The sequence below is a fragment of the Tatumella terrea genome, assembly GCF_039523755.1.
GTDB lineage: Bacteria > Pseudomonadota > Gammaproteobacteria > Enterobacterales > Enterobacteriaceae > Tatumella > Tatumella terrea.
On the sequence record NZ_BAAAFX010000016.1, the window covers coordinates 1 to 13,699 of the forward strand.

At 52.5% G+C, this 13,699-nt stretch carries 14 protein-coding genes; 1 reads left to right on the forward strand and 13 read right to left on the reverse strand.

Annotated elements, in window-relative coordinates; translation table 11 throughout:
• Window positions 1-183: 183 nt before the first annotated feature.
• The 6 genes from hemG to ubiD form a co-directional block, all read right to left on the reverse strand.
• Window positions 184-726 carry a menaquinone-dependent protoporphyrinogen IX dehydrogenase gene (gene hemG, locus ABD035_RS11870; protein WP_343870406.1) on the reverse strand — a complete coding sequence of 181 codons (543 nt, stop codon included), beginning with the start codon at window positions 724-726 and terminating at the stop codon, window positions 184-186.
• A gap of 24 nt (window positions 727-750) precedes the next feature.
• Window positions 751-2,202, reverse strand: a complete 1,452-nt coding sequence (trkH, locus tag ABD035_RS11875; protein ID WP_212715213.1) for a Trk system potassium transporter TrkH — start codon at window positions 2,200-2,202, stop codon at window positions 751-753.
• A gap of 29 nt (window positions 2,203-2,231) precedes the next feature.
• Complete coding sequence (locus ABD035_RS11880) at window positions 2,232-2,846, reverse strand: IMPACT family protein (protein WP_343870409.1); 615 nt, start codon at window positions 2,844-2,846, stop codon at window positions 2,232-2,234.
• Window positions 2,846-4,177, reverse strand: a complete 1,332-nt coding sequence (gene pepQ, locus ABD035_RS11885) for a Xaa-Pro dipeptidase (RefSeq protein WP_343870434.1) — start codon at window positions 4,175-4,177, stop codon at window positions 2,846-2,848. The genes ABD035_RS11880 and pepQ overlap by 1 nt, the downstream gene beginning before the upstream one ends.
• 927 nt (window positions 4,178-5,104) lie before the next feature.
• Window positions 5,105-5,806: an NAD(P)H-flavin reductase gene (gene fre, locus ABD035_RS11890; RefSeq protein WP_212715215.1), complete on the reverse strand. Its 702-nt coding sequence runs from the start codon at window positions 5,804-5,806 to the stop codon at window positions 5,105-5,107.
• Between the two features lie 45 nt (window positions 5,807-5,851).
• On the reverse strand, window positions 5,852-7,336 hold the full coding sequence (ubiD, locus tag ABD035_RS11895) for a 4-hydroxy-3-polyprenylbenzoate decarboxylase (RefSeq protein ID WP_343870411.1): 1,485 nt from the start codon (window positions 7,334-7,336) through the stop codon (window positions 5,852-5,854).
• Between the two features lie 269 nt (window positions 7,337-7,605).
• Here ubiD and rfaH point away from each other — a divergent pair, with 269 nt between their 5' ends.
• Window positions 7,606-8,094: a transcription/translation regulatory transformer protein RfaH gene (gene rfaH, locus ABD035_RS11900; RefSeq protein ID WP_343870413.1), complete on the forward strand. Its 489-nt coding sequence runs from the start codon at window positions 7,606-7,608 to the stop codon at window positions 8,092-8,094.
• Here the strand turns inward: rfaH and tatD are convergent, their stop codons facing one another.
• The 7 genes from tatD to ubiE all read right to left on the reverse strand — a co-directional run bounded on the left by tatD (window position 8,095) and on the right by ubiE (window position 13,671).
• Window positions 8,095-8,877 (reverse strand): 3'-5' ssDNA/RNA exonuclease TatD, encoded by a 783-nt coding sequence (gene tatD / locus ABD035_RS11905; RefSeq protein ID WP_343870415.1) that lies wholly within the window; start codon window positions 8,875-8,877, stop codon window positions 8,095-8,097.
• An 83-nt stretch (window positions 8,878-8,960) separates the two neighbouring features.
• Entirely contained in the window at window positions 8,961-9,719 is a 759-nt protein-coding gene (gene tatC / locus ABD035_RS11910; protein WP_212715219.1) for a Sec-independent protein translocase subunit TatC, read from the reverse strand.
• 2 nt (window positions 9,720-9,721) lie between these two features.
• Entirely contained in the window at window positions 9,722-10,327 is a 606-nt protein-coding gene (gene tatB, locus ABD035_RS11915; protein ID WP_343870418.1) for a Sec-independent protein translocase protein TatB, read from the reverse strand.
• Window positions 10,328-10,330: 3 nt separating this feature from the next.
• A complete protein-coding gene (gene tatA, locus ABD035_RS11920) occupies window positions 10,331-10,573 on the reverse strand; it encodes a Sec-independent protein translocase subunit TatA (RefSeq protein ID WP_212715221.1) in 243 nt (80 codons plus the stop codon).
• Between the two features lie 91 nt (window positions 10,574-10,664).
• Window positions 10,665-12,302 (reverse strand): ubiquinone biosynthesis regulatory protein kinase UbiB, encoded by a 1,638-nt coding sequence (gene ubiB / locus ABD035_RS11925; protein WP_212715222.1) that lies wholly within the window; start codon window positions 12,300-12,302, stop codon window positions 10,665-10,667.
• Complete coding sequence (ubiJ, locus tag ABD035_RS11930) at window positions 12,299-12,910, reverse strand: ubiquinone biosynthesis protein UbiJ (RefSeq protein ID WP_371813179.1); 612 nt, start codon at window positions 12,908-12,910, stop codon at window positions 12,299-12,301. Before ubiJ ends, ubiB begins: the two co-directional genes overlap by 4 nt.
• Before the next feature lie 5 nt (window positions 12,911-12,915).
• A complete protein-coding gene (gene ubiE / locus ABD035_RS11935; RefSeq protein ID WP_343870422.1) occupies window positions 12,916-13,671 on the reverse strand; it encodes a bifunctional demethylmenaquinone methyltransferase/2-methoxy-6-polyprenyl-1,4-benzoquinol methylase UbiE in 756 nt (251 codons plus the stop codon).
• Window positions 13,672-13,699: the final 28 nt, after the last annotated feature.

Here is a 13,699-nt window from a genome sequence, read left to right on the forward strand (position 1 = left end):
CACCTCAGGAGTCAACCACTATTTCGTGATTTTTTCTCCCGGACCGAATCGCTTCAGTCCCTGTCACGTCGCTGCGCATCGCGCTTTGCCGTGTCAGTGGGAGCGCATTATAGGGAGATAATTTTTTCTGACAAGGGTTTATTTCAAATAAATTGCTGAGTGTTGTTTTTTCCGCCAAAGGCGTTATTTATAGAGCGATTTGTCGGTTATTCGCACGAATTCCCGGGCAAACTCCGCCAGTTGCTCCCAGTCCGTGTACTCATACTCTTTAGACGTATCCGTTTCTCCCCCGGTCATCTTCATGATCAAACGGATCATTTGTTTATCTAACCAGCCATAACGTGGGTAACGTAGTGCCCCTGCCGCCACCAGACAACGATCCGGTGTCCAGGGTGACTGCTCCAGAAACTTCCGTGTATAGACATTTGTCTCCGGGGTATTCTTATCCGCTTTGCGGGCGGTCAGATTCACCGAAATAAATCCACTGGCCCTGGACTGCAATAAAGGTAAGTGGCCGGCGATAAAGCGATTCACCTCCGGCGCATAATGTCCGTAACGAATAGATGCCGCGATCAGCACCCGATCATACGCCTGCCAGTCAACTCCGGAAGCTGAGCCGATATCCACCACATCGCAGACTTTAATCTCACCGGCTTCGTTCGCCACAAAATCCGCAATTTTCCGCGTCTGTCCATCCCGGCTGGAAAACAAAATCAGCATCTTCATTCTTTCTTATCCTTTAATCATCACTCATTCCCGCCAGAAGGTCGGGGTGAACAGTACTAATAGTGTAAAGACTTCCAGACGACCAAACAGCATGGTCGAGATAAGGATCCATTTCGCCGTATCATTCATTGAAGCAAAGTTATCAGCCACCACTCCCAGTCCCGGCCCCAGATTATTCAGTGTTGCCGCGACTGCCGCAAAGGCAGAGAAATTATCAACACCGGTAGCAATGATAGCCAGCATACTGATCAGGAAAACCAGTGCATACGCAGAGAAGAATCCCCAGACAGCTTCCAGAATTCGTTCCGGCAGCGCACGCTCCCCAAGCTTGATGGTATACACCGCATTCGGGTGTACCAGACGTTTCAGTTCCCTCGACCCCTGCTTGCAGAGTAACAAAATGCGGATCACTTTCAGTCCGCCCCCGGTCGACCCTGCACAGCCCCCGATAAACGCAGAGCAAAGTAACAGGATTGGCAGGAAGGAAGGCCAGTGAGAAATACTGTCTGTGGTAAAGCCGGCGGTTGTTGCCATGGAGACAACCTGGAAGAAAGCCTGATTGACCGTCTGCAATACGCTGCCATAGGTGTGATGCAATAAAAGGATCAGTGTCGCAATCACCACCAGCGTTAACTGTACCCCGATAAAGACCCGGAATTCAGGATCGCGCCAGTACCCTTTCAGGCTGCGGCCACTCAGTAACGAAAAATGGAGCCCGTAATTACAGCCGGAGATCAGCAGGAAAATCGCAATAATGCTGTTAATGGTTGAGCTGTGGTAAAAGCCGATACTGGCATCGTGCGTCGAAAAACCGCCAATGGCGATGGTCGAGAAACTGTGTCCGATGGCATCAAACAGCGGCATACCGGCAAGCCACAGAGCCAGTGCGCAGGCTACCGTCAGCAGGACGTAGATAAGCCAGAGCGTTTTCGCTGTTTCCGCGATCCTCGGGCGCATCTTATGGTCTTTCAGCGGGCCCGGCATCTCAGCACGATACAGCTGCATGCCTCCGACACCCAGGATAGGCAGAATAGCCACCGCCAGGACAATGATCCCCATGCCCCCGAGCCACTGAAGCATCTGCCGGTAAAAGAGTATCGCTTTCGGTAATGAATCCAGCCCCACCAGGGTCGTCGCACCGGTGGTGGTTAGCCCGGAAAAGGATTCGAAGAAGGCATCAGTCACTGAAAGGTGGGGTTGCTCGGCGAAAATAAACGGCATAGCCCCGACACTGCCCAGTACGGTCCAGAACAGCACCACAATCAGAAAACCTTCGCGGGGCTTCAATTCACTTTTCTGTTTGCGGTTAGGCCACCAGAGCAGAGACCCAATCACCAGCGCCAGAAGAAACGTCTGGCTGAATGCCCTGCCGGCGCCATCCCGATAAATCAGCGCAACCAGCCCCGGCACAATCATGGTGACGGAGAAAATAATAATTAATAAACCCACAATACGGGTAATGGCACGAAAATGCATTATGCCTGTCCTTAACTCAATAAAGGTGGTTATTCTGCCCGCTGAAGCGTCAGCGCACCGCGGCTGAAGTCCGAGAGATGTTGTTCAAAGTCACCGGCGCTGCCGTACGGTAATGCCAGGCATAATGCCACATCGGCCTGATACTCACTGTGCGTAATCTTGCCGGAATAGCGTTCAACCATGCGTTCTATCTCTGTCAGTTGCCCGTAATCACAACGCAGAGTGAATGGCTGCATCGGCACTTTCCTGCGCCGGGAAAGTGCCTGTAATCCCTGACGGACCCCTCCGCCATAGGCTTTTACCAGCCCGCCGGTCCCCAGCATGATGCCGCCATAATAGCGAACCACCACACAGGTGACCTCACCGATCCCGCTCCCCATCAGTTGGGCCAGCATGGGTTTTCCCGCGGTGCCGGAAGGCTCACCGTCATCCGAAAAACCCAGCTGCTGTGAATCATCGGGAGCACCGGCCACCCAGGCCCAGCAATGGTGCCGGGCATCGGGATGGTTATCTCTTATCTGCTGAACGAAGGAGCGTGCTGCTTCACTGCCTTCAGTATGAGCCAGATAAGTAATAAAGCGGCTTTTCTTTATGGTTTCTTCCGTGATGCAGACATCCGCAGCCGGAATATCATAGGCGTCCATCAGGCCAGGTTCAGATCACGGGTCATATTCTCAACCCCTTCGCCGGTGATGATCACATTATCTTCAATACGTATGCCGCCACAGGCTTTCAGCTGGTCAATAAGCTCCCAGTTGAAGTGCTTACTATAGCGGCCTTCCCGCCACGGGGATAATAGCGATTCGATAAAGTAGAGTCCCGGTTCAATGGTCAGCACCATACCGGCGCTCAGCGTACGGGTGCAACGCAGCCAAGGGTACTGTGCCGGAGGGGCCTGATGCGTACCTTTATCATCCTGCATAAAGCCGGCCACATCATGTACCTGCAGCCCTAAGGGATGACCGACGCCATGCGGCATAAAGACCTGAGTAATATTCTCACTGACCAGCGCGTCTTCACTCAGTCCGGTCACAATGCCGAACTCACGCAATATGCTGGCAATACGCTGATTCATCTGCAGATGATAGCCGACATAGCTCTCACCTGCCCGCAACGTACCGATCAACTCCTGCTCATGCTTATCCACCGCGCTGACCAGCCCGGCAAACAGTGAGTTTTTATCCCACGCATATGTGCGGGTCAGATCGGCCGCATAACCGTTAAACTCTGCACCGGCATCGAGCAGAAAACTGTGTGGCTGCTGCGGTGCTTCTTTTTCCAGCCGCGTGTAATGCAGAATGGCCGCATTTCCGTTTAATGCAACGATATTGCCGTAAGGAACATCGGTATCCCGCTGCCCTGTGGCCAGCAGATACGCGGCATTAATTTCAAATTCACTCTGCCCGGCAAAAAATGTTTCTTTCGCCGCACGGTGACCGGCAACAGCGATTTTCTGAGCTTCGCGCATACACCAGAGTTCATAATCGGTTTTAAAGCTGCGATGAAAATGGAGATAATCCAGTACCGGCTGCGGATTAACGTTTGTCTCTGCAATCCCTAACTGTCCTGCACGCTCTGCGACCGGCCCGATATAAGCCACGTTCTGTCTGTCTGCCGGCAACTGCTGCCCGATAGTGTGACTGTCCCTTAATGCGATAATGTCTATCTCATCGGTCCAGAAACTTTCCGGTAATGCATCGGTTTTATGCCAGTAATCGACCGGAGAATAGAACCACAATCGTGGCTTGCTGACCCCGTCGACCCATAACCAGCAATTCGGAGTCTGAGTGACCGGCACCCAGGCTTTAAAATGTGCATTGGTTTTAAAAGGATAGTGATGATCATCAAGGAAGACACTCAGTAATTCGCCGGAATGGATCAATAAGGCATCCAGGTGATTCGCGGCAAGTACCTGTCGGGCACGATGCTGTAGTGTCGCCAGGTGTGTTTTATATAATTCATTCAGTGAGTTCATCTCTACCCTCGTTGGTATCAGCATTTTGGCGCATTTTATCACAGCTCGCCCCGGGATGGCGTCCCCGCCTCCGGTGACGTAAAAACCTGAGATCCCCCCGGCCGCTATCCGGTGATTACCCGGTCTGCACTTTTTCAGCATTGCGGGATAGCGTATGTCCTTTCGGAGGATATACCGCCGGGGGATGCCTGACCGTGAATAACGCACCCGCCACTGTCCGGACAGTATTCCGTTTTTACCGTTCCGGCGACCGGATCCGCCATTTTTCCCGGGATGGACTTCAGTGAGCCACAGCCGGTCATTAATATCCGCGGAAGGCAGCCTGCCGGCGCGCGCCTCTCAGAAGTAAGGCAGATAAACAGCAAAATATCCCTGTCACCACACCCCCGGGGAGATAAGCATCCGGATCAGGGTTCAGGGACAAAAGAATAAACACGGTCTGCACCCAGAAGGTGATGGCAGGATGACGGATAAAAGACTCCTGCCACCACACACCCGGGGAGATGGGCATCCGGACCAGGGTTCAGGGACAAAAGAATAAACACGGTCTGCAGTGCTGAAGCTGATGGCAGGCTGCCGGATAAAAGACTCCTGCCGGATAAAAGACTCCTGTCACCACTACACCCGGGGAGATGGGCATCCGGACCAGGGTTCAGGGACAGAGGAATAAACACGGTCTGCACCCTGAAGATGATGGCTGGATGGCGGATAGAAGACTCCTGCCACCACACACCCGGGGAGATGGGCATCCGGACCAGGGTTCAGGGACAAAGGAATAAACACGGTCTGCACCCTGAAGGTGATGGCAGGCAGAAATCCGGGTATGGGTAAACCGGTTCAGTGAGCAGATAGCGACAAGGATATTACCGGCATCGAGGTGTGCAGAGGCGTGACGATCACCATCACGCCCCGGTGGAGCGGTAGGGATCAGATAAAGGCAAATGCATCGCCATAAATCTGACTGCTGACGGCTTCACGTTCAGCACAAAAACGTTCTCTGGCCACTTTTGCCATTTCAAAACGTCCGGCGATATAAATATCGTAGGGTTTCAGCGTCGAATGATCCTGGATAACCGCAGGCAGTACGGTGCCGGTTCTGCCCTGCCAGTCCGCATCGGGCTGCTCCACGACCGGTACGACCGTCAGATTCGGATGACGAACCGCCAGGGCATTCAGCTCTTCAAGATCATACAGATGATGCGGCTCCCGCCCGCCCCAGTAAATGGCGATTTCACGGTCCGGGTTTTCTGACAACGCGGTCAGCAGGATAGATCGCGCATAAGAAAAACCGGTGCCCCCGGCGATCAGGATCATCGGACGATCACTGTCCTCACGCAGCGCGGCGTTACCGTGAGGCATATCGACCGTAATGGTCCGCTGGTCACGAATTTTTTCCATGACAGCCATCGCATACAGGTTCAGCTCTGAAGCGCCGATATGCAGTTCAATAATATCTTTTTCCATCGGGGTCGATGCCAGCGAAAAAGGACGTTTATCATTCTCGTCCATCACCACCATCAGATACTGACCGGCACGAAAGCTAAACTCAGTCTCCGGTACTAACCGGACCCGATAAACCGTGTCGGTAATGCTCTCTACGGAAATAACTTTACAGCTTAATGTTGTCATTCGTTCCCTCTGTCGGGTCATCGGATAAAAGACAATGGTCGTCGGTTAACGGGAGGACTGAGGGGCAAAGATAGCCAACTCATCCCAGATTTCGTCAATCCGCGCCGTGATTTTGGGATCTTTAACGATAGGACGGCCCCATTCACGGTCTGTTTCACCTGGCCATTTATTCGTTGCATCCAGCCCCATTTTGGAACCCAGTCCGGACACCGGAGATGCAAAATCCAGATAATCGATCGGCGTATTATCGACAATCACGGTATCCCTGGCGGGATCCATGCGTGTGGTAATCGCCCAGATGACATCATTCCAGTCCCGTGCGTTTACGTCATCATCGCAAACGATCACGAACTTGGTATACATAAACTGGCGCAGGAACGACCAGACCCCAAACATAACGCGTTTTGCATGCCCGGCATATTGTTTCTTCATGGTCACCACCGCCAGACGGTAGGAACACCCTTCCGGAGGCAGATAAAAATCGACGATTTCAGGAAACTGCTTAATTAATATCGGCACCAGAACTTCATTGAGCGCGACACCCAGGGCCGCCGGTTCATCCGGTGGCCGGCCGGTGTAGGTCGAATGATAGATAGCATCACGCCGCCTTGTTATGTGCGTAATGGTAAACACCGGGAAATCATCCACTTCATTATAATATCCGGTATGGTCACCGTACGGACCTTCCGGAGCCATATCACCGGGCTCAATGTAGCCTTCCAGGATAATTTCTGCGGTGGCAGGCACTTCGAGATCATTCGACAGGCATTTAACCACTTCGGTTTTGGTGCCCCGTAACAGGCCGGCAAAAGCATACTCAGAAAGACTGTCAGGCACAGGAGTCACCGCCCCCAGGATGGTGGCCGGATCGGCACCGAGCGCCACAGAGACAGGGAACCGCTCACCGGGATGTTCTTTGCACCACTCCTGGAAATCCAGCGCACCGCCGCGGTGAGAAAGCCAGCGCATAATGACCCGGTTTTTACCAATCACTTGCATACGGTAAATACCGAGGTTCTGGCGTTCTTTGTGAGGGCCGCGGGTAACCGTCAGGCCCCAGGTGATGAGGGGGGCAGCATCTTCCGGCCAGCATGTCATGACCGGGATGGCGGATAAATCGACCTCCTCTCCCTGCTGAACCACATCCTGGCAGGGGGCACTTCGCAGGCGCTTTGTCGGCATATTCAGCACTTGTTTGAAGCGCGGCATCTGTTCGAACAGATCACGGAAGCCTTTCGGCGGTGTGGGTTCTTTCAGGAAAGCAAGTAACTCTCCGACATCGCGCAGCGCACTAACTTCTTCCTGACCCATCCCCAGGGCAACCCGTTTAGAGGAACCAAACAGATTACAGAGTACAGGCATGTCGTACCCTTTCGGGTTTTCAAACAACAATGCCGGCCCTCCGGCCCGGAGTGTACGGTCAGCAATTTCCGTCATCTCTAAAAACGGATCAATCGGATAACTAATACGTTTTAATTCACCACGCTGCTCAAGTTGTCGCAGGAAGTCTCTTAAGTCCTGATATTTCATGAGGTTTTTACTTTATTGCCGGAGTTAATCTGGCCATTATAGGGGGGATTGTTGCAAGATGCCGGGATTTATTATGTGCTGCGGCCTGTCTGCTGCCATAAACCTGTCTTACGTCGGTGGCTGCGATACTTTTATGATCTCTATTCTCTGTGCGGGTGAACAGAATCATCAGCCCCCCACCGGGGCGTCCGGGCGCGGAATCAGATGCTGTGAACTATGCCTCACGGGAGAGTTTTGCTATCCTCTGCGGCTGTTTATAGGGAGCAGTTATGGAATCCTGGTATCTACTATTTTGCAAGCGTGGTCAGTTGTTGCGGGCGCAGGAACATCTTGAGCGTCAGGGCGTCAGCTGCCTGAGTCCGATGGTTACCGTGGAAAAAACCCTCCGCGGAAAAGCCGCGACCGTGAGTGAGCCACTTTTCCCGAATTACCTGTTTGTCCGGTTTTCCCCGGAGGTTATTCATACCACAACTATCAGCGCCACCCGCGGTGTCAGTCATTTTGTCCGCTTCGGCGCCCTGCCTGCGACGGTACCGCAAAAGGTTATCGAGAGTCTGGCGCAACAGGATTTCCAGAGCAGCGTCATCTCTTCCCTGCCTCAGCAGGGAGATGCGGTAGAAATTACCGCAGGGACATTTGAAGGATTACGGGCCATTTTTGCGGAGCCGGAAGGCGAAACCCGTTCTGTCTTACTGCTCAACCTGCTGAATAAGCAGGTGAGCCGCAGTGTCGATAATCGTCAGTTCCGCAAAACCTGATCAGTTAAGACCAAACAACTGTCTGGCATTCCGGTTAACCTGGCTTGCCAGTTCCGTGGCATCCTCATTACGCCATCCGGCAACCTGGCTGACAATGTGTGGCAGGAAGCAGGGTTCATTACGCCGGGAAGGCGGTCGGGGATGCATGTCTCTCGGTAGCAGATACGGAGCGTCCGTTTCCAGCAGTAAACGCGCTGCCGGAATCATCGGTAATAGTGCCCTCAGATCCAGACCACGACGTTCATCACAGACCCAGCCGGTGATCCCCACCGATAACCCGGCATCCAGACATTCCTGCAGTTCCTGCCCGGTACCGGTAAAACAGTGCACGACTGACGCAGGCAGTTTATCCAGCCACGGACGGAGAATAGCGATAAAACGCTGATGTGCTTCACGGCAATGCAGAAAAACCGGGAGCTGCAATTCTGCCGCTAAGCTCAGCTGAGCTTCAAAGGCATATTCCTGCTGATTATGATCGGAAAGGTTACGATTGAAGTCGAGACCGCATTCGCCGATAGCCACCACTTCCGGCTGACTTGCCAGCCTGCGTAGTGTGCCTGCGGTTTCCTGTGACCACTCACTGGCATGGTGCGGATGAACACCGGCCGTAGACCAGCAATAACCGCTATGTTGTCTGGCCAGCGACAACGCCTGCTGACTCTCCAGCGCGTTGGTTCCGGTGATTAACATTCCGGTGACGCCGGCTTCGCGTGCACGGGTCACCACCTGTTTACGGTCTTTAGCAAATTGCGTGCTGGTGAGGTTAACCCCAATATCAAACATGTTATTTCCCAAAAGCTAAACCACCCTGGCCGGGTGGTTTTGGTGAACATTTCCCATCATGACGGGAACCTGAGTTCGGGATCTCAGGACTCTGTATCCTGATCATTATCCTTATCCCAACGTCCTTTCCCTACATAGTAACGTGAGAAGAATACGCCGACTTCAAACAGGCAGTACATCGGAATAGCGAGCAAAGTTTGGGAAAAAACATCCGGAGGGGTTAAAAGCATACCGACCACGAAGGCTCCGACCAGCATATAGGGCCGTTTTTTACGTAAATCCTCCGGAGAAGTGATACCGGTCCAGCATAATAAGACGATAGCCACCGGTACTTCAAAAGCCACACCAAAGGCCAGAAACAGGGCCATCACGAAATCCAGGTAATTACTGATGTCGGTCGCTATCTGGACGCCATGCGGTACCGTTTTAGCAAAAAAGCCAAAGGCTAACGGGAACACGATAAAGTAAGCGAAAGCCACACCGATATAAAACAGCAGAGAACTGGAAAACAGCAAGGGCATAATCAGTTTTCTTTCGTGCCGATACAGCGCTGGCGCGATAAAGGCCCAAAGCTGGTACAGGATCACCGGGACGGCCAGAAAGATGGAGACAATGATCGTCAGTTTTATCGGCGTAAAAAACGGTGATGCAACATCGGTGGCTATCATGCTCGCACCCACCGGCATCTGTTTGATGAGCGGTGCGGCCACTAACTGATAAATATCGTTAGAGAAATAGACCAGAACTAAAAATATCACCAGTACCGATGAAATACAGTAAAGCAGGCGTTTACGTAGCTCAATCAGATGGCTTATCAGCGGCTGAGTATCTTGTACATCCATGGTTATCGTTCTTCGCTTACCGGTGAGGCAGGGCTCTTTCCGGACTCTGAGGCCGGAGGGATGCTGCCGGATGACGTCGTTGCCTGCCCGGGAGTCGCTGCCACCGGCATCACCGGCGCGTGGACCACTGAAGGATCAGGCTGTTGCGCAGGCGATGAGCTTTCGGCTGCCGGAGAAGAGACAGACTGCCCCTTCTGTCGTTCGGTCGCGAAAGGTACCGTCTCAGAGACCGTCTCTTGCGGAGTCACCGCAGGGGATGCGGCCGCCGTGGCTTTAGCATTCGCCACATCGTCAGCATGCTCTAAATCGGTCGCTTCGCGGTAAGTACGCTTCATGGAGTCTGCCGTTTTGCGCAGTTCTTCCATAGACTCCTTCAGTTCAGGGGAGAGCGTTCCTTTTCCGGCTTCTTCGACTTTTTTAAGGCTATCCTGCAATTCCTGCAGCTTGAGTTCCTGAGCCAGTTCATTCTGTACATTTGCGGCCAGAGAACGCATTGCGCGGATCCAGCCGACGACGGTTTTAACCGCCACGGGTAAACGCTGAGGCCCGAGAACAATCAGACCTATCACGAACACCAGTAAAAGTTCACTAAAGCCAATATCGAACACGGTTTATACCTGGTCGTTGTGTTTCCGGGCCTCTTCTTTCTGAGAAGAAGTCTGCGGGTTATCAGTAATGGATTTCGCAGAGAAATCGGCATCCTGCTCTTTCTTGTCGTCATCTTTCATCGCTTTTTTAAAGCCTTTGATGGAAGACCCTAAATCTGAGCCAAGATGACGTAACTTATTGGTTCCGAATAACAGCACCACAATCACTGCAACAACGAGTAAGTGCCCGATACTAATACCGCCCATGTTAACTCCTGAATTTCGTGACCCGCTACAGGGGATCTGATGAAAATAGTTCAGTCTTACGACATTAACCCGTTTAGGATGAGACTGACAATCAGTTTGTTTTTCGCCAGCCGACAATCCATGTTAACACACCTGCAACAATTAGAAATCCTGAAGCTAACTCCCATTGCGGACGGCCAATAGCCAGAGCCGTACCACAGATAAGAAAGACCGTTCCCATACCCAGCAAATATCTGGCCTGACCGTGGCGTGTCCGCTGCTCTTTCATATCAAAGACCAGTTTATCTACGCTATGTTTCAGTAACTTATGATGGCGCATTCCGTCATAAAAGAGTTCAGGAAGCTCAGGAAGCTTTTCCGCCCAGGAGGGGGCTTTCGACTTCACTGCGCGCCAGATCGCCGGTAAGCCTATCTGATCCTTAATCCACTCTTCCAGGAAAGGCTTCGCGGTTTTCCATAAGTCCAGCTGTGGGTAAAGCTGACGACCTATCCCTTCCACATACAGCAGCGTTTTCTGCAGTAATACCAGCTGAGGCTGCACTTCCATATTGAAACGCCGCGCGGTATTAAACAGATTCAGTAATACATGCCCGAAAGAAATTTCGGCTAACGGCTTTTCAAAAATAGGTTCACACACCGTACGGATGGAAAACTCAAAATCTTCCACATTGGTATCCGGCGGTACCCAGCCGGAATCTACGTGCAGTTCGGCGACCCGACGATAATCACGATTAAAAAATGCGATAAAGTTTTCCGCCAGATACCGTTTGTCCTCTTTGTTCAGTGAACCGACAATACCGCAGTCGATACCGATATATTGCGGGTCTTCAGGGTGCTCATAGCTGACAAAGATATTCCCCGGGTGCATATCTGCATGGAAGAAACTGTCGCGGAAGACCTGGGTAAAGAAGACCTGTACTCCACGTTCGGCCAGCAGTTGCATATTTACGCCATGCGCCCGCAGAGTATTCGTGTCCGAGATAGGGATCCCGTAAATCCGTTCCATGACCAGCATCGTCTCGCTGCAATAGTCTGAATAGATGAACGGCACATAGAGCATGTTATTGTCTTCGAAATTACGACGCAGCTGAATCGCATTCGCCGCTTCACGCAGCAGGTTCAGTTCATCAATCAGGGTCTTTTCATAATCCCTGACCACTTCGACCGGACGCAGACGCCTGCCATCGGGAAGCAGACGCGGCACCCAGCGTGCCAGACGGTAAATCAGCCGCATATCGGCTTTAATCACCGGCAGAATATCGGGGCGGATCACCTTAATCACCACGTCCTGACCATTTTCTTTCAGCGTGGCCGTATGTACCTGGGCGATAGAGGCGGATGCCAGGGGTTTGATATCAAAATCATCGAACCACTGTTCGACCGGACCGCCGAGAGATTTTTCGATTTGAGCTTTGGCCTTAGCGCCGTCAAAAGGCGGGACTTTATCCTGCAGTGCCGCCAGCTGGTCCGCAATTTCCGGCGGAAAGAGGTCCCGGCGGGTCGACAGCATCTGTCCGAGCTTGATCCAGACCGGGCCGAGTTGTTCCAGCGCCAGTCGTAAGCGCACACCCAGCAGTTCATCAGGATGACGATTCGGGATCCAGAAAACACAGCGGCGCCAGAAACGTAGCAGTAAAGTCAGGCGTGTCTTCGGGATAAGTTCATCCAGGCCATAGGACAAAAAGACACGAATAATGAAATAGAGTCGCCGAATCTCTCCAACCGTCATTTCTTCTCCCGTTGAGCCAGCCGCGCTTCCAGCAGGGCCAGCTTTTTGTCCAGAGCCTGAGTTTCTTCACAAAACCAGGCAACTTCAAGGGCACCGGGCGCAGCCTGCCACTCCTGAGTCAGTAGTTCACCCAGTTGCTGCTGTTTACCGGTGATCTCTTTACGCAGGAAAGAGAAAACACGCTGACCTGCCCGGCTGATCCCCTGCGCAGCCACATCCCCCACCAGAGGAGCGAGATATTCCGCGGGATCCAGTTCTGCCATATCGAGCAATGCAGAAAACTGCTGAATGACCTGCAAATCGCCCTGCACATCCAGCCGTTCCTGCTTAATCAGGGCCGTCAGATTCTGACGGTCCCGTAATTCCGGTACGACCGAGAATGCCAGAGAGACCGTACAGTCACTTTCATCCTGCCAGTCGGTCAGCACATCCAGCTGATGTTCACTGAATACCAGTACCAGCGGTTTCGGTAATTCACTGAATTTCAGCGTCAGCACTTTGCCTTTCAGCCGCTGGCGTGCCGCTTTCATGCCCCGGTCCTGATAAAGGAGTCGGTTCAGTGCGCTCTCAGCGCTTGCCGCCAGTAACAGCATGGGGTTCATCGCCATCGACATCAGAACTTATATCCGCGATGAAGGGCAACGATACCTCCGGTCATATTGTAATAAGAGGTATTTTCGAAACCGACATCATTCATCATGCCCTTCAGGGTTTCCTGATCCGGATGCATACGGATAGATTCTGCAAGATAGCGGTAGCTGTCTGCATCGCCAGCCACGATCTGGCCAATACGCGGTAACAGGTGGAATGAATAAGCATCGTAGGCTTTGCTTAATGGCTCAAGCAGGGGTTTGGAAAACTCAAGGATCAGCAGGCGGCCACCCGGCTTCAGGACACGGAGCATGGAGGCCAGTGCCTTCTCTTTTTCGGTCACGTTGCGCAGGCCAAAAGAGATGGTGATGCAGTCGAAATAGTTGTCAGGGAAAGGCAGCGCTTCTGCATTCGCCTGCACATAACTGACATTGCCGGAAACGCCTTTATTACGCAGTTTCTCCCGGCCCATTTTCAGCATGGAGCTGTTGATGTCTGCCAGTACAACCTGACCGGTTTCACCGACCAGACGGGAAAATTTTGCAGTCAGATCACCCGTGCCCCCGGCCAGATCCAGCACGCGCTGACCGCGACGTACGCCACTGCAATCAATGGTAAAACGCTTCCAGATACGATGGATGCCCATCGACATCAAATCGTTCATCAGGTCATATTTTGCTGCCACGGAATGGAACACGTCAGCAACTTTTTCAGCCTTTTCATTTTTAGCTACGGTCTGAAAACCAAAATGTGTTGTTTCCTGAGATTCATCTGCCATCGGTATTACCTGTTCTGTGATCAATACT